At 47.3% G+C, this 17,252-nt stretch carries 15 protein-coding genes; 8 read left to right on the top strand and 7 right to left on the bottom strand.

Features of this window, described 5'->3' with window-relative positions; translation table 11 throughout:
- Nucleotides 1–26: 26 nt before the first annotated feature.
- On the bottom strand, nt 27–497 hold the full coding sequence (locus OIK42_RS09990; RefSeq protein WP_273640181.1) for a hypothetical protein: 471 nt from the start codon (nt 495–497) through the stop codon (nt 27–29).
- Nucleotides 498–712: 215 nt separating this feature from the next.
- Here OIK42_RS09990 and OIK42_RS09985 point away from each other — a divergent pair, with 215 nt between their 5' ends.
- From OIK42_RS09985 to OIK42_RS09975, 3 genes are all read left to right on the top strand, one after another.
- A complete protein-coding gene (locus tag OIK42_RS09985) occupies nt 713–1,594 on the top strand; it encodes a cation diffusion facilitator family transporter (protein WP_273640179.1) in 882 nt (293 codons plus the stop codon).
- 1 nt (nt 1,595) lies between these two features.
- On the top strand, nt 1,596–3,230 hold the full coding sequence (locus OIK42_RS09980) for an FMN-binding glutamate synthase family protein (RefSeq protein ID WP_273640177.1): 1,635 nt from the start codon (nt 1,596–1,598) through the stop codon (nt 3,228–3,230).
- Nucleotides 3,231–3,330: 100 nt separating this feature from the next.
- Complete coding sequence (locus OIK42_RS09975; protein ID WP_273640174.1) at nt 3,331–3,756, top strand: universal stress protein; 426 nt, start codon at nt 3,331–3,333, stop codon at nt 3,754–3,756.
- Nucleotides 3,757–3,831: 75 nt separating this feature from the next.
- On the opposite strand, the gene OIK42_RS09970 is transcribed toward OIK42_RS09975, so the two are convergent.
- A complete protein-coding gene (locus OIK42_RS09970; protein ID WP_273640172.1) occupies nt 3,832–4,965 on the bottom strand; it encodes a mechanosensitive ion channel family protein in 1,134 nt (377 codons plus the stop codon).
- Between the two features lie 143 nt (nt 4,966–5,108).
- On the opposite strand from OIK42_RS09970, the gene OIK42_RS09965 reads away from it, so the two are divergent.
- Complete coding sequence (locus OIK42_RS09965; protein ID WP_273640170.1) at nt 5,109–5,480, top strand: diacylglycerol kinase; 372 nt, start codon at nt 5,109–5,111, stop codon at nt 5,478–5,480.
- Here the strand turns inward: OIK42_RS09965 and OIK42_RS09960 are convergent.
- Nucleotides 5,469–6,671: an MFS transporter gene (locus OIK42_RS09960; RefSeq protein ID WP_273640169.1), complete on the bottom strand. Its 1,203-nt coding sequence runs from the start codon at nt 6,669–6,671 to the stop codon at nt 5,469–5,471. The two genes, OIK42_RS09965 and OIK42_RS09960, sit on opposite strands and share 12 nt — an antisense overlap.
- Before the next feature lie 299 nt (nt 6,672–6,970).
- On the opposite strand from OIK42_RS09960, the gene OIK42_RS09955 reads away from it, so the two are divergent.
- Entirely contained in the window at nt 6,971–7,813 is an 843-nt protein-coding gene (locus OIK42_RS09955) for a glycosyl transferase family 90 (protein ID WP_273640167.1), read from the top strand.
- 254 nt (nt 7,814–8,067) lie between these two features.
- On the opposite strand, the gene cynS is transcribed toward OIK42_RS09955, so the two are convergent.
- The 4 genes from cynS to OIK42_RS09935 form a co-directional block, all read right to left on the bottom strand.
- Complete coding sequence (gene cynS, locus OIK42_RS09950; protein ID WP_273641484.1) at nt 8,068–8,517, bottom strand: cyanase; 450 nt, start codon at nt 8,515–8,517, stop codon at nt 8,068–8,070.
- Nucleotides 8,518–8,897: 380 nt separating this feature from the next.
- The gene (gene yghU, locus OIK42_RS09945) at nt 8,898–9,737 is read right to left on the bottom strand and encodes a glutathione-dependent disulfide-bond oxidoreductase (RefSeq protein WP_273640165.1); all 840 of its coding nucleotides are present in this window, start codon (nt 9,735–9,737) and stop codon (nt 8,898–8,900) included.
- 325 nt (nt 9,738–10,062) lie between these two features.
- Nucleotides 10,063–10,986 (bottom strand): AraC family transcriptional regulator, encoded by a 924-nt coding sequence (locus OIK42_RS09940; protein ID WP_273640163.1) that lies wholly within the window; start codon nt 10,984–10,986, stop codon nt 10,063–10,065.
- Nucleotides 10,987–11,182: 196 nt separating this feature from the next.
- A complete protein-coding gene (locus OIK42_RS09935; protein ID WP_273640161.1) occupies nt 11,183–11,350 on the bottom strand; it encodes a hypothetical protein in 168 nt (55 codons plus the stop codon).
- A gap of 61 nt (nt 11,351–11,411) precedes the next feature.
- Between OIK42_RS09935 and OIK42_RS09930 the strand changes: the two genes are divergently transcribed.
- Genes OIK42_RS09930 through OIK42_RS09920 form a run of 3 tightly spaced genes read left to right on the top strand, consistent with a single transcriptional unit; the run spans nt 11,412 to nt 17,246 of the window.
- A complete protein-coding gene (locus OIK42_RS09930) occupies nt 11,412–12,641 on the top strand; it encodes an efflux RND transporter periplasmic adaptor subunit (RefSeq protein ID WP_273640159.1) in 1,230 nt (409 codons plus the stop codon).
- A gap of 11 nt (nt 12,642–12,652) precedes the next feature.
- Complete coding sequence (locus tag OIK42_RS09925; RefSeq protein ID WP_273640157.1) at nt 12,653–15,832, top strand: efflux RND transporter permease subunit; 3,180 nt, start codon at nt 12,653–12,655, stop codon at nt 15,830–15,832.
- Complete coding sequence (locus OIK42_RS09920) at nt 15,825–17,246, top strand: efflux transporter outer membrane subunit (RefSeq protein WP_273640155.1); 1,422 nt, start codon at nt 15,825–15,827, stop codon at nt 17,244–17,246. The genes OIK42_RS09925 and OIK42_RS09920 overlap by 8 nt, the downstream gene beginning before the upstream one ends.
- Nucleotides 17,247–17,252 lie beyond the last annotated feature (6 nt).

Here is a 17,252-nt window from a genome sequence, read left to right as displayed (position 1 = left end):
GAATTGCCGTACTAACAACCTTATTACTAATAGGCTCCGGCAGTCTGTTCGGTATGAGCTAAGCTGTTGAGTTCCTGCAAGAGTTCGTATTCACGGACTTTTATGGTACCAAGCTCGAAGGTGATTTCTCGTTTTCGTTCAATAGGATCGACACTTGCTGGCTGGCGCCGGATTTCGGCTTTATTGATAGGCGTAATGTTGGATGCAACTGACACTGATGAATTGCCTGGCGTTGAATCGCGACGTTCAGCCAGTTCAATGGATGATTTCTCGAAGCTCAATGTACTGCCGCTATGGCTGTGCTCCTGGGGTTGTGCGAACGCGCCGGGGTTAGCCGGGGTATCGGCCTTATCTATGGCACGAAGTTTACGGGCAAACACCTCGAGTCCTACTCTGTTAACGGTAAAGCCCAGTTTTTGACATTGCTTAAAGGTGATATCGTTATTTTGGTAATTGTTGGCGCGGACCAACTGTTTTACGGCTTCTAACTTTTCCATTTTATGCACACAACTTTTTTGTACGGGCCGGTAGGCGCCGCTATTGTTTTAGTATGGATTATTGTTGTTACTTCGATGTTATCGAAATAGCGATAGTACCGTTGAATAATTGACCGCGCAATAACACAAAAGTCAAATTTTCAGTAAGTAAAGCAAAAACATCCGGTTAGGCAGCCGGGAATTAGCGGCAGGGTGTATTGACAAGGGGGCAAGAATTGAACGAGCGGCGTAACAAAATAACCCGGGTATTGTTAATAGAAGGCGCAGTTAACCTGGCCCTGTGTATTACCAAACTGGCTGTGGGTACAGCTACGCAATCGGCGGTAATCCTTGCCGATGCGCTGCATTCTCTCACCGACTTACTCAATAACGTTGTTGCGGTTGTGGCATTACGTATCAGCCATAAGCCGGCCGATAACTCTCACCGTTACGGGCACCAGAAGTTTGAATATCTGGCCATTTTTATGCTGTCGGTATTGTTAGTAGTGGTTGCCATTGAGCTTGTTTTATATGCCATTGAAAATCATGGCAACGTGGTGGAGCAAAGCCGTTCCGGGTTGATTATTCTTGTTATTGCTATAGCCGTTAATGTTGTACTAAGCCGCTGGGAAGCCAAACAAGCCCAATTACTTCATTCGCACCTGCTTGCGGCTGATGCAAAACACACCCTGAGTGATGTCCTGACCTCAATGGCAGTGCTTATTGGCTGGCAGTTGGCCACAATGGGGTACTACTGGTTAGATACCTTGTTTTGCTTCGTGGTTGCAGCGGTTGTGATCAGGTTAGCCTGGCAATTGTTCCAGCAGGCACTGCCCGTGCTGGTCGACGCCGATAAAACCCGTGAAATTTTTTCGCCTGATCAACTTTCCAACATAGTAAAGGAGTTCAGCGATATTCATCGGGTCACGTCGATTCGCAGCCGGGCAATGGGGGAGGCAATCATTGCCGACCTAACCATTGTCGTTAATCCGCTGCTGTCGGTGACAGCCGCTCATTCACTGTCACATGCGTTTGAAAGCCGTCTCAAAGAGACATTTAACCTGTATGATGTAATGATTCATATTGAACCAGAAACAGAAGAGCCATCAAGGAGATAGTGTGCGCCAGGAGATAATAATTAGTTTGATTGCGGGGCTTATCGTGAGCCTGGGCCTGTACTGGTTAGCGCCGGTTCTATGGTGGTTGCCCTGCATTGCGGCCCTATTGTTAGCCGTAGCGTGCTTTGATATTTTTCAGCGTCGTCATTCGTTATTAGTCAACTTTCCGTTAATTGGTCGTTTACGCTGGATTATTGAAGATTTCAGACCGTTCTTTCAGCAGTATTTGCTGGAGACAGAAACCAGTGGCAGGCCAATCAGCAGGATGTTTCGGTCGATTGTTTATCAGCGTGCCAAAGGGAGTTTAGACAGTGTCCCTTTTGGTACACAAATCGACACTTATAAGTCCGGGTATGAGTGGATTGGTCATTCATTATCGGCGCTCAGTGTAGAGGACATGGATGATGATCCCAGGGTGACTATTGGTGGGCCCGACTGCAAGAAGCCTTATTCAGCAAGTATTTTAAATGTGTCGGCGATGAGTTTTGGCTCACTGAGTAAAAACGCCGTGCTGGCCCTTAATAAAGGCGCGTCGCTGGGTGGGTTTTACCAAAATACTGGCGAGGGTGGGTTAACCCCTTATCATCTTGAAAACGGTGGAGATATTGTATGGCAAATCGGCACCGGTTATTTTGGCTGCCGCAATAAAGACGGTAGTTTTAACGAACTCGCGTTTACAGAGAAAGCCTGCCACCCGGCCGTTAAAATGATTGAGATTAAGTTGAGCCAGGGCGCGAAGCCCGGCCATGGCGGCATTTTGCCTGCTCATAAAAACAGCCCGGAGATTGCCGAAATTCGCGGTGTCACCGCCGGCGAGGACGTTATTTCACCGCCTACCCACAGCACTTTTTCAACACCGGTTGAGATGCTCAGGTTTATTCAACGACTGCGTAAATTGTCAGAGGGAAAACCCATTGGTATTAAGCTGGCACTCGGTCGGAAAAGTGAGTTTTTAGCGGTGTGTAAAGCCATGCGGCAAACCGGAATTACACCGGATTTTATTACCGTAGATGGCGGTGAGGGTGGCACGGGTGCTGCGCCGTTGGAATATTCCAACTCAATTGGTTTTCCGTTGCGCGAAGCCCTGGCATTTATTGATGATGCGCTAACCGGCTTTGATTTACGCGATAAGATTAAAATCATTGCGTCAGGTAAAATTATTACCGCATTTCAGATAGTGAAAACCCTTTCGCTGGGTGCCGATTTATGCAACAGCGCGCGCGGCATGATGCTCGCACTGGGTTGCGTGCAGTCTTTGTCGTGCAACACCAACAGGTGTCCAACTGGTGTAGCCACACAGGATCCTAAACTATATAAAGGTCTCGACGTAGAAAACAAGAGTACCCGGGTGGCCACGTTTCACCATAAAACGGTGAAGGCAATGGTTGATATTTTATCTTCTACGGGCCACAGTAGTGCTGACCAGTTAAACCGGACGCATATTTTTCGGCGCGTCGATCAGCATACGGTTATGCGTTATGACGAAGTGTTTCCGATAGTCAAACGAGGTTCATTTATTAACCAGGACGAAGCCCCTAAATGTTATCAGCTGCATTTAAAAGAAGCCTGTGCATCGAGCTTTAAACCTGCTAATACGTTGGCAGAAGTTAATAAAGAAACCCAGTCAGTATCATAGTTTAGCGACATAAATAACGAAATATTGATGAACATCAACTTTATTTCTACATACTGGAATATACTGAAGTTAATGAAAACAGCCAACCAAGGAGGCTGCCATGACAACTTACAATAAAGTGTTAGTGCCCATTGATGTGTTCGCCAATGAACACACTAAAGTGGTAAAAAAAGCGCTGGAACTTGCCGGTTCCCCAGACAAGTTAAGCTTAATTTATGTAGCGTACCCGCAGACCAACTTTGAACCCTACGGGCTATTTTTAGAGCGCGATTTCTCTGAAGAAGTACGTGAGCAGGCAACCAGTAAACTTCAGGATATCGCCAGGGAACATGGCATTCCGGGCGAACAGTTACATGTCGCTATTGGTTCTGCCGCCGAAGAAATTCATGAAGCGGCTAAGAAAATTGGTACCGATCTGATTGTTATGGGCACTCACGGACAAAGCGGCGTGCAGTTGCTGCTCGGTTCAACCGCCAATTCAGTGTTGCATGGTATTGAGTGCGATCTACTGGCAGTAAAAGTATAAGTCGGCTGACGACCGGCTAACGGTAACCCGCGGGGCCAGGCTGCGCGGGTTGTACGTTCACAACTTTTAAGACTATTAAGATTTAGGTTGTAGCGCTGCATTCATTTGCAGTGCTGCCTGTTGGCTATCGCCACCCGACATGGCTGACTCAGCGCCTTCCTGCTGTAAATTTAACGCCGTGATCGGGAAGGGGATAACAATCCCTTCGTCGTTGTAGCGGCGATGCAGCGCCTTAATAAAGGTCGACTTTACAAAAAAACGGTTGAAGTACTCTTTGGTACGCAACATAACAGTAAAGTTGATGCTTGAGTTGTCGAAGGTGTGAAAAACAACAAAAGGATCGTAACTTTCCACTCCCCATTCATGCTCGAAAAGCACCTGATTGGCCACTTCAAGCGTAACCCTTTCAACAAACTCCAGATCAGAACTGTAATGAACGCCCACCTCAACCGGCACCGACAGTTCCTTTTCAGGATAGTAGTAGTTAATAATTTTCGACTGCGATAACTTGCCATTGGGTACGATAACAATGTTGTTGGGGAGCATTTTTATCCAGGTTGAGCGCCACCCAATCTTGTCGACAAATCCCTGTTCTCCGCTTTCTAGTTCAATGTAATCACCAATACGAAAGGGTTTATCAATAAGAATTTGAACCCCGGAGAAAAAGTTTTCCAGGGTGGGTTGTAAGGCTAATGCGACAGCCAGCGATGTGATACCCAGGGATGCAATTAGCGGTGTAACCGAGATCCCCATTGAGCCCAGGACCAATAGCAAACCAAGACCTATCAGGCAGGCACGGATGGCGCCACTGGCGATATTGCGAGTGTTATTGAGCAGCGGCGAGCGTGTGGCATACACCTTTATTGCGTAAGTAATCCAGCGCTCGATAAATAACACCAGGGTAACAATCACCATTGCTTTGATGGCGTGGTCAATAATGTTGGTGTCTTCTTTGGTAATTAGCCCGCTCACAGTGAGTCCGTAGCGAACCAACCACAGTAAAATCGTCAGTATGGTAAGGTTAAGAGGCGCATTGAGGGCAAGAATTAACACCTGATAAAAATGATTATGTTCGGTGTCCTGTTGCCTCATTTGATCGCGCAAGCGCACCAGAAAAAGGCGCTTACAAATATACAGGGTAATAATTATCGCTAAACAGCTGGCGGCTAAAATACTCTGTTTAGTAGTCAAAAGTTCAATGTATTCCATAGCTTAGCATAATCCCGAACAAGCCTGGCTGACATAACCATCGCAGGTAAACCAATACCTTGTGCAATCTGTACACCAGAGATTCACAATTGTGCTTTGCAGTTGTGCTATAACACACTGATTGGTAGTAAAGAAGGGCAGGTATGTTTGTCACAAAAGTTACCGGATATAAAAGACTATTCTATGCGACAAGGTATTCGTTAAGGGGCCTGAAAGCCGCATTTTTCAGTGAGCCAGCGGTGCGCCAGGAACTGGCGTTACTTTTATTCGGTGTCGCCCTCAGTTGCTGGCTGGAGGTCACTGTGCCGGAGCGGGTGCTTATGATTGGCAGTTTAATGCTAATCATTATTGTAGAGCTGCTTAACAGTGCCATCGAAGCCGTGGTCGACAGGATCGGCCCTGAAGTGCACGAGCTCAGCGGTAAAGCCAAAGATATAGGCTCTGCAGCCGTGTTTATGGCCATCATGCTCGCAATATTTTGTTGGGCCGCTATCCTGTATCCGCTACTGTTTTAAGGTTTTTAGCTGACGTAAGTCTTTAAACCAATACGCGCCGGAAAGGGCGATGGCCAGCGCACACCAACCACCAATGAGTGTTGCGTTTACCGGGCCAATAGCTGCAGCCGTTGCACCGGCACGAAAATCACCAAGTTGGTTTGATGAGGCAATAAAAATCGAATTTGCAGCACTTACCCGACCACGTAAGGCATTGGGCGTGTGCAATTGCACTACCGCACCGCGGATCACAACGCTAATCATATCGGATGCGCCGTACACAAATAACGCAGTCGCTGTCAGCCAAAGGCTTTGGGACAGGGCAAAGGTCAGAATGGAACAGGCAAAGACTACCAGCGATACAAACAGCGTAGCGCCGGTATTGTTAAATTCAGTTTTAAACCTCGACAAATACACGCCCATTAGAACTGCTCCTGCCGCAGGCATCGCGCGCAGCAAGCCTAAACCCTGGGGCCCGACTTTTAAAATATCAGCCGCGTAAACAGGTAGTAACGCTACTACGCTGCCAAGCAGTATTATAAACAAATCGACACTTAGACTGCCTAATACGATGGGGTTTTGTTTTACAAATCGCAAACCTCCGAGTAAATCCCGTTTACCCTTAGCGGTATTGGCTGCGTCCATGTGGGGAATATTTATAAAACAGGTAAAGGTGACGATGGCCGCTGCCACGAGCACCCAATACACGTTGCGGTCTAACCAGGCTATGAGTACGCCTGCCACAAAAGGGCCAACGGTGAGGGCAATGTTCCACACCGTACTGGTTATGGCCACGGCTTGATTAAGATAGTGGGGCGCGACTAGATTCGGCAAAGTAGCCTGCAGGGCAGGTGACATAAAGGCTTTACCACAACCATATACACTTATGAGTGCCAACAGATACCATTTATTAAAGTCGGCAGTCATCATCAACAATGCAAAACCGGTTAATACCAGCAACTGCATAGTGGCCCCTGCGATCAATATTTTGCTGCGGGAAACATGATCTACCACCCAGCCAGTCAGCGGAAATAAAATATAAACAGGCGCAATTTGAAAGAGCCCCACAAGCGCCAGGTCAAAGGGATCGCCGGTACGCTCATACAAGTGCCAGGCAAAGGCGACTGCCATAATTGATTCAATGGTGCTAAACATTCCGCGACCACCCAGAAACCAGGCAAAGCGTGCTGTAAAAACGGATGGTTGAGTCATGGATGAAATCTAACTACTGCCAATGCCAGCAAAAAGCGCTGGCGAATAAAAACACTATGATATCAGATTACGCATTACCGGGAGCCGCTAACTCGAGATTTTGTAGTGAGAATTACATATGTGAACATAGAAGATAGCGCTCTGATTAATCCACGATTTTATAATGGCGAAAAGATAACAATTGAGAAGCTTGGCTTATCAGCTAAACATAAACAACCAAAGTGTAGCGCTTGCTTTCGTCAATTTTGTTAGCTAGCCTTGCGCTACGAAAATAGATTAAAATCAGTATTCTGGGATTCATGCAAACACCAAAAGAGATTTATACTCAGCACGTTATATCACTGATAAGTCAACCCAATGTTAAAATAGATTTGTCACTTTACTCATGGCATGGGTCAACGACAGTGGTGTGTAAGTCTGTTGATTTCACAACATTCGATGCAACTTACAAGATCAACCCTGTTGATGTGATGAGTTTTACAAATGATTTATGCACACATTTTCATGAAAACCTAAATATTAAACGAATCACAAAGAGTGTGGATATAAACCTTCACGAATACCATTTTGTTATTGAAACTATCAGGGACATATATTCGGGCATTATCGACCAACTCTTGGCTGATGATGAAATGCCATCCAGCAATAAAATGGTGTCCTTTGGTTTTTTAGGTAAACAAAATTCAAAGCCTCAGCGCGTACAATACATAAAAATGTGTGAGAGTTCGCCTTATATTGATTACATTAATACTGAAAGATTTAGCTGGCTTGATCGAAAGGGCAAAAATTTCACATCGGTTTTAAACCTTAAGGGAAATTATAAGTACTTTTTTGACCTGAAGGGGCATACTTATAGCACCAAGTCGTACTTATTTTTAGCCTCTAAACGTGTGTTTTTCTCATCAGAACACAATGAAAAATTATGGTGGGAAAAACAGTACCTTAAACCTTGGGAGAATTATATCCCTGTAAAGTCGGATCTGTCTGACCTCAAAGAGAAATATGAACTAATTGAGTCAGATCCGACACTTTACGATCATATCGTTTCTAATAACCTATCTTTGATTAATAATGAGTTATCTAAAGAGGCCGTATTAAGAAATTTGGTTAAAGAAATAATCAAAAATGTAGAGCTATATTAGAACGATGATTAAATTAGGTTCAATTATTTAATGCACGTTGGACGATAAAAGTAGAAGTGCTAAGAAGCTTAAAATTCTATGCCTGGCATTAAGCATATTCGCCTAACCTCACAATTTTATAGGTGTTTTGTACTAGCAGATACAAGCAACTACTTTGTTTATTAAAATCAAAATACCAGCGCTGCACTCATAAAGCGAATGTATCGCCCCATGAGGGGAATATGCTCATGGGGCAGAGAGTAAAAACGCGTTTATTAGTACATTTTGTAAGGCAGGAATTTACCTGACATGACAACGTGTACGCGATCGCCTTTGGGATCTTCCTCGCGCTGTAAGTCCATTGAAAAGTCGATTGCACTCATTATGCCATCGCCAAACTCTTCGTGGATCAACTCTTTAAGCGTCGTTCCGTATACACTGACCAATTCGTACCAACGGTAGATCAGCGGATCGGTTGGCACTTCGGTAGGTAAAGAGCCTTTATACGGCGCAATTTGCAACCAGGCGATGGCTTCGTCAGAAAGTTCGAGCAATTTACCCACGCCTTCTGCCTGCTCTTTGGTCATCGCCATTTGGCCCAGACATGCCGCGGTGCTCCACTCTTTAGACTGGCCAATCACGACAGCTATTTCTGACCATTTTATGCCTTTACTGATTTTTGCTGATTGAATCATGGCGGTAACTTGAGTGCGATCGGTAATCATCATTAATTTCCTTTATTTTAGGTAAACGTTAAATTTTGGATACAAAAAAGGCGCCCATACAGAGTCATAGAATGAATCCGCATGGGCGCCTTTGCCCAAATGTACAACAGTACATTTAATATCAATTGTGTGGTGTTAAACACCTTACAGCATTTACAATGCCATATTTATACATCTTCATATATATCAATGTGTTAGATGATAAGTCCGGACCGTAAACACGTTGTTGCACGGTCATTTGAACTAAAATGAGTCACAACGTCTGTACCAAAGCACCAAAAGTGCACATTACTAAGCTGTGCTTCGGCGTTTATATAGACCGTATAAACGGCCTGTGGTATTCACTTTGTTGCTCAAAATAGCTAAAAATAGATCGCCGTTTAATCGAAATCACTGGCGCTATGGCGCTCAGGCACTTGCTCATGGGGTTCGCCCCAGGTTCGGTTTACCTTTCTGCCGCGCTGTACTGCTGGCCGTTCGTCAATCATTTTTGCCCAGCGCACTACATTTTTATACTCATGAGTTTGTAAGAATTCGCTGGCATTGTAGGCATCGTGGATGGCCAGTACACCGTACCAGGGCCAAATAGCCATGTCGGCAATGGTATACTCGTTGCCTGCTACGTAAGTATGTTTAGCCAGTTGTTGATCCAGCACGTCTAACTGGCGCTTTACTTCCATGGTGTAGCGTTCTATAGGGTATTGGTATTTTTCCGGCGCATAATGGTAAAAGTGGCCAAAACCACCGCCTAAAAATGGCGCGCTGCCCATCTGCCAGAATAACCAGTTCAGACACTCGGTACGTTGGGCCGGGTCCTGCGGAATAAATGCGTTAAACTTTTCAGCCAGATACAGCAAAATGGAACCAGATTCGAATACCCGGGTCGCCGGGCTCGTCGAGGTGTCAAGCAGTGCCGGTATCTTAGAGTTTGGGTTAATCTCTACAAAACCAGAGCCAAACTGATCAGATTCACCAATGTTAATTAAAAATGCATCGTATTCAGCATCCGTAATGCCTTTAGCCAGCAGTTCCTCAAACATTATGGTGACCTTTACTCCATTCGGTGTTGCCAGTGAATAGAGCTGAAAAGGATGTTCACCCTGTGGCAGTTCACGTTCAAAACGCGCCCCTGCTGTAGGGCGGTTAATGTTAGCAAACTTACCGCCATTTTCATTTTCAAATTTCCATACTTTGGGCGGGGTGTAAGTTGGGTCGCTCATATTGTGCTCCTTTACGATCAAAGATGTCTTTACTGGTACAGGTAGTGTACGAAGCTGGTTTACTCCGATTTGTAAAAATACCAGACCCGTGCAGCACACCATTTCATTCAGCGCACTGTTAGCGCTGAATAAAATGGCGCAATTAAGAGTAATTTCAGGCCCTGTTACAAACCATCATATTGGCATAACCTGTCTGGCGCTCGGTTAGCATTTTGCGCATCAGCTCTTCTGTTAGCTAAAACCCTGCGCAACGATTGCGCGCGCACCCGTTTACTACGCGCAGAGTATCGACTGATAAAGCGTAACACTAATCAGTTTGCCTTTATTAGCTGGGCAGGGCGCCAAGGCCAAGGGTTTGGTTTTGCTTCACACGATTAATGTCGGTGATTGGTGGCGCACCAAATAAGCGGCTGTATTCCCGGCTGAATTGAGAAGGGCTCTCATAACCTACCTGATAACCCGCCGACGAGGCTTCGATCCCCTCGTAGAGCATAATCCGCCGGGCCTCGTTGAGCCGGATGTGTTTCTGATATTGCAGTGGTGACATGGCAGTAATGGCTTTAAACCCACTGTATAACGCCGACTCACTCATATGCACGGTTTCTGCTAACTCTTTTACCTTTAGCGGGCGCTGGAAGTTCTTACGGATAATCTCAATCACCTTACTGATACGGTTCGCATTGGAATCGTACAATAAAAATTGTCGTAACTGGTTGCCTGCTGGTCCTTTAAGAATACGGTACATCAGCTCTCGTTTGAGCATCGGCAACATAATGGGAATATCCTGGGGAGTTTCATGAAGCGCAAGAATACGTTCAAAGGTAGACATTGAATCGACATCTGCATTGACCATTTTAATGCAGCTTTTATTGCAGGGTTCGGCCTTATTGGCAGCCATGTCTATTAAAAGTTCTGACAGTTCACGTAAGTCGAGGGATACGCTGATGCCAATGTAGGGTTCAGTTTCAGACGCCTGCACAATCTCGCCAACCACCGGCATCATAATAGGAATAATTAAATAGCTGAGCTCTTTGTAATGGATTTTTTGCTCGCCCACATACAAATTTTTAGTACCTTGCAATAACAAACATACCATGGGCTCATAAATGGTCGGGCTATTACAGGTTTTAGATGTACTGTGTACGGTTTTTACACCCGGTACATTGGTTTCAGTCAGGCCATTTCCGGCGCTGATCCGCGTTGTCATATCAATCAGCGATTGTTGATAATGCTTAATTCTCTGGTCCATACACTCAATCCTCTTACCGGGTGTATCAGTATAGCTCTTTTTCTGAGCTCTCCCACATCCAACTGTAGATATATGGAGGATCAGGCAATCATCGTGGGGGATTGAACAATTCGCCAAACAAATATTATCTTACTATCCCGCCAGGGATACCGTCTCACCCCCTAAATGCAAAGCCCTGCAAAGGCTGCAGTGACTATTAATCATCGTCATTGTGATTATACGATTCTCCAGCATGATTGCCTGTTTCTACAGGGGCTGGAGAATTGTGCAATGAATGGCAAGGATCAGATATTACCTCACCGTCGTTCCCCGGATACACTTCCCGGCGTTTAAAGCACCAATCGTCTTTTCCCTTTACTGTCATGGATTTCCCCTTTGGCACCTGGGCAATGTATTGGTAATTATTATTTGAAAGGAATGACAAAATGTTTCAATTCAGCAAAGTCTCTCTGGTATTTGTGGCGGTAATGTCCTCGGTAGTATTAACAGGCTGCGGCAGCGAAAATCCTCAGCAGCAAGCCGCACCAATGTCGGCGCCCCCCGTCAGCGTGGCGCAGGTGGTTAGCATGGAATTGAGTGAGTGGGATGAGTTTACGGGTCGTCTGGTCGCCCCCGAAACCGTAATGCTAATGCCCAGGGTGTCCGGATATATCAAGAGCGTTAAATTTACCGAAGGCGCATTGGTAAGCAAAGGTGATGTGTTAGTACAAATTGATCCGGCTCCCTTCGAAGTTGAAGTGGAGCGTTTACAAGCGGCTCATAACGGTGCGTTGAGCCGTAAGCAAAAAGCCGCCTCTGAACTGACGCGTGGTAATTCATTGCTGACACAAAATGCCATTGCTGAGGAAGCGTTAGAAACACGACGTAGTGCTTTGCAACAAGCACAAGCCGACGTCGATGCAACTGCTGCGGCACTGCAACGTGCCAGACTGGAACTGTCCTATACCGCTGTCACGGCGCCATTATCAGGGCGTATTTCGCGGGCAATGATCACCGCCGGCAATTTTGTTGCGGCCGGCCAAAGTGAATTAACCCGTATTGTATCGACCCGTCATATGCATGCTTATTTTAATGTGGATGAGGGAACCTATTTACGCTATGTGCAAAATGACCTGTTTGATAGTACATCCTCTCAGCCGCCGGTAGCGATGGCGCTGGCCGGTGATGAACAGTTTGGTTATGCAGGGGCGATAGATTTCATCGACAATCAAATCAGCGAACAAACCGGCTCTATAACCCTGCGCGCGACGTTTACAAATGCAGATAACACCCTATTACCGGGCTTATTTGCGCGGGTTCGTTTGGCTGGCAGCAAGGCTCATGAAGGAATTTTAATCGACGAGAAAGCGGTGGGAACCGATTTAAATAACAAGTACGTGCTTGCTGTGACTGAGCAAAACACACTGGAGTATCGCCCTGTAAAACTGGGTGAATCCTTAGGTGATTTGCGCATTGTTGAGTCGGGACTCAACGCCGGCGAAAGCATCGTTGTTAACGGGCTACAACGGGTAATGCCGGGTATGCAAATAACCCCTCAGGTCACCGAGATGGCCGACAGTAAAACCCTTGCTGACATCCAAACCGCCCAGCAGATGCTCACCCCGCCAGCACAAACCGCACAAGCGGCGCTGTTTAACCAACGTCCGGTTCAATAGGAGCTCACCTTATGTTTTCGCAGTTTTTTATTCACCGCCCGGTATTTGCGTCGGTTCTGTCGCTGCTGTTTATCATTACCGGGGGTATCGCAGTATGGCAGTTACCCATTACTGAATATCCTGAAGTGGTGCCGCCTACGGTAGTGGTGACCGCGAGTTATCCTGGCGCTAACCCTCAGATTATCGCCGACACAGTGGCTTCGCCGTTAGAGCAAGAAATCAACGGCGTGGAAAACATGCTGTATATGTCCTCGCAATCCAATGCCGACGGCCGTATGACCCTGACTGTGACCTTTGCGATAGGCACCGATGTGGATTTGGCCCAAAGTCAGGTACAAAGCCGCGTTGACAGGGCATTGCCGCGTTTGCCCCAGGAAGTACAGCGTCTCGGTATCATTACCGAGAAAGCCTCTCCTAACCTGACCATGGTGGTGCATTTGTACTCACCCAACGATCGGTATGACATGCTTTATCTGGCCAATTTTGCCACCTTAAATGTGATGGATGAGCTCGCTAAAATCAAAGGAGTAGGACAGGTGCGCCAGTTTGGCGCCGGTGAGTTCAGCATGCGGGTATGGCTGGATCCTTCCCGGGTAGCGGGGTTAAATCTCACTCCGGTAGATATTGCTAACGCGATTCGCGAGCAAAACCAACAGGTCGTAGCCGGTAGTTTGGGCGCACAGCCGGTAGAAAATGCCGATTTTAACATTCTGATGAATGTAAAAGGGCGTTTAACCAGTGTTGAAGAATTTGAAAATATCATCATCAAAGTGGGTGACGATGGCGAGATAAGTCGCTTAAAAGATGTTGCGCGCATTGAGCTGGGCGCCGACTCTTATGCACTGCGCTCTACCATCAACAACAACCCTGCTGTAGGAATGGGGGTGTTTCAGGCGGCGGGTTCCAATGCCATACAAATCTCTGACGATGTTCGCGCCATCATGGAAATCTTATCACAGAATTTTCCACAAGGGGTTAAGTATGAAATTGCCTACGACCCAACGGTATTTGTAAAGGGCTCTATTAAAGCAGTGGTTAAAACATTGCTGGAGGCAGTATTGCTGGTTGTGATTGTGGTGGTGCTGTTCTTACAAACCTGGCGCGCGTCGATTATTCCGCTGGTCGCTGTGCCGGTATCCTTAATTGGTACCTTTGCCTTTATGCAGGTGATGGGCTTTTCACTGAACGCGCTATCACTGTTTGGGTTAGTGTTGGCCATTGGTATTGTGGTCGATGATGCCATTGTGGTGGTGGAGAATGTTGAGCGTAATATCAGTGAAGGCTTAACGCCGGTTGATGCAACGGTGCAGGCCATGAAAGAAGTGACCGGGCCGATTGTTGCTACAACGCTGGTGTTAGCGTCGGTGTTTATTCCTACCGCGTTTATGACCGGGTTAACCGGCCAGTTTTATAAACAGTTTGCTCTCACTATTACTATTTCCACGTTTATCTCGGCGATAAACTCGCTCACGCTGAGTCCTGCCTTAGCGGCCTTACTGTTAAAGCCACACGATGCCCCCAAAGACCACTTAAGCCGGATCATCGATAAGCTTTTCGGTGCCTGGCTGTTTACCCCTTTTAACCGATTATTTGGCGGTTTATCCAGGGGTTATGGTTATATAGTGAAGAAGGTGATTCGTACCGGCGCGCTGGTGCTGACGCTTTACATTGTACTGGTTGGGCTGACAGGCGTGATATTTACCAACACACCCTCTGGCTATATTCCCGCCCAGGACAAGCAATACTTAATTGCCTTTGCGCAGTTGCCCAATGCGGCCTCGCTGGATCGCACCGCTGCCACGATTGAAGAAATGACCGCTATTGCGTTAGCCCATCCCGGCGTGGAATCAGCCATTAGCTTTCCCGGGCTGAGCATTAACGGTTTTACCAATGCAACCAATAGCGGCATTGTGTTTGTGGTGCTGTCGGATTTTGCTGAACGAACCTCGCCATCGCTCTCTGCCAATGCAATTGCCGGCGCGCTTAATGGCAAATACAGCAGTATTGAGGAAGCCTACGTGGCGATTTTCCCGCCGCCACCGGTGATGGGACTCGGCACAATTGGGGGCTTTCGTTTACAAATTGAAGATCGGGCAGGGTACGGCTTTGAAACGCTCAACGAGATGACCACACAAGTCATGCAAAAAGCCGCTCAACACCCTGCGCTTGCCGGTGTGTTCTCTGGCTATCAGGTTAACGTTCCGCAACTGGATATTGCCGTAGACCGAGACAAAACCAAGCAACAAGGCGTGGATTTAAACCAGTTATTTCAAACGCTGCAAGGGTATATGAGCTCAACTTACGTCAACGACTTTAACCTGTTTGGCCGAACCTTTCAGGTGAATATGCAGGCCGACTCACAATTTCGTGCGAACGCCGAGCAAATTGGCCAGTTAAAAGTGCGTAATGAGCAGGGGCAAATGGTTGCTCTGGATTCGTTTATTCAGGTCAGCGACATCGCCGGCCCAGATCAGGTGATGCACTACAATGGTTTTACCACGGCGGAAATTAGCGGCGGTCCGGCCCCCGGATTTAGTTCGGGAGATGCGCAAGCGGCTATTGAGCAGATTCTCGATGACACCTTACCTAATGGTATGACCTATGAGTGGACGGAGCTGACTTACCAGCAAACCCTCACCGGCAATGCGAACTTACTGGTATTCCCGCTGGTGATCATTCTGGTCTTTATGGTGCTGGCCGCTCAGTATGAGAGCATTCGCTTACCTCTGGCTATCGTTCTTATAATTCCGATGACCTTACTGTCAGCGTTAAGCGGTGTACTGCTGTATGGCGGCGACAATAATATTCTGACCCAGATAGGATTAATCGTCCTGGTGGGCCTGGCCACTAAAAATGCCATTTTAATTGTGGAGTTTGCCAAAGAGTTGCAGGAGCAGGGGTTGTCGACGCTGGACGCTATTCTCGAAGCCGGTCGTTTGCGCCTGCGGCCCATTTTAATGACCTCGATTGCCTTTATTATGGGCGTTGCACCACTGGTATTTTCTACTGGTGCGGGTGCTGAAATGCGTCAGGCAATAGGTGTTGCAGTGTTCTCGGGCATGATTGGCGTCACCGTGTTTGGTCTGCTGTTAACCCCGTTATTTTACTACTTACTGGCCAAACCTACGCCCTCTGATCACCAGTCGCCGTTACAGGATAGCCTCACGCGCAAGGAGTTAAACCATGAATAGTCTTATTAAACACCCGGTAAAACTGCTTGGTAATATAGCGTTGCTTGGCATGCTAAGCGCGTGCGCTGTGGGGCCCGACTATGTGCCGCCCGCACAGGTTGAGACAATCAACGTAAGCAGCGGGTACCAGCGCGCTAGCGCGCTTCAATCCTGGTGGCGCGCCTTCAACGACGAGCAACTCAATGCGTTGATTGTTCGTGCGCTTGAGCAAAACCGGACATTGCATGAAGCCAGCGCTAATGTTGAGCGCGCACGGGCGGTGTTTAGTGAAGCGGATGCCAGTTTGTGGCCCGATGGCACTGTCTCTGGCAATTACCAGGCTGGGCGAAATACGTCGCTGTTACCGCAGGATAACGGGCTTACCCTGCGCGGTTATACCAGTGGTCTGGGGCTTAGCTGGGATGCCGATATTTTTAGGAAGTTGCAACGCGCCGAAGAAGCCGCGAAAGCCAGGGCCGAAGAAGCTGATCTGCTGTGGCAGGATACGCAGCTACAGATTATTAGTCAGGTGGTAAGCAGTTACGGACAGTACCGCGGTGCTCAATTGCGCATGTTCTATGCCCAAATGAACCTGCACTTTTTGCAGCAAAGTCAGGCGGTTGTTGAAGCACAGGTGGCCGCAGGCAGCGCCACCAAGCTCGCACTAGCACAAATTGAAACCCAGGTGTATCGCCTTAAAACCAGTATCCCTGCCATTCAAATCGCTCAGCAAACGGCCAAAAGCACGCTGGCAGCACTACTGGCGCTACCCCTTGATGAGTTACAGCTCAATGGCGCAGCTGCGCTGCCACAACTGCAGCAGCCATTGCCGGTGACACACAGTGTTAATTACCTGAAGTACCGCCCGGATGTGGCCAGTGCTGAGCGCAACCTTGCTGCCAGTTCGGCACAAATTGGTGTTATGACAGCCGATTTATATCCTTCTTTATCGGTGAGTGGGTTTCTTGGCTTTATCTCTTCGCCGAATCTCGCCTTTAACAGTGCCAGTGAAAGTTGGAATATTGCCCCTGCATTACAATGGTCGGGCTTAAACCTGGGGGTTACCAAAGCCCGCATACGAAGTGCCGAGGCTGACAGTAAAATTGCCCTGGCGCGCTATGAACAAACGGTGATTGACGCCATTAATGAAATGCAGTTGTCACTGAACAGTTATCAGTTAAGTCGGGAGCAAATGGGCAATGCAACCCGCCAATATCAGTCAAGTCAGGAGGCTGTCGACTATGCCAGAGCAAACTATCAGGCTGGCACCATAGACTTTTTGCAGTTATTAGACAGTGAGCGCGAGTTACTGAACAGCCGTGATCAGCTCACCCAAATTGAACTTGCACACTTTATTCGTTTGGTGGATGTTTATCGGTCATTCGGTGGCGCGCTCGAGTGGCAAACACTGGCTGCAGAAACGCCAGGCGATTAATTGCCA

Source organism: Alteromonas gilva (assembly GCF_028595265.1).
Taxonomy (GTDB): domain Bacteria; phylum Pseudomonadota; class Gammaproteobacteria; order Enterobacterales; family Alteromonadaceae; genus Alteromonas; species Alteromonas gilva.
Note: the sequence above shows the minus strand (reverse complement) of the source record. Positions and strands in the feature narration are given on the sequence as shown.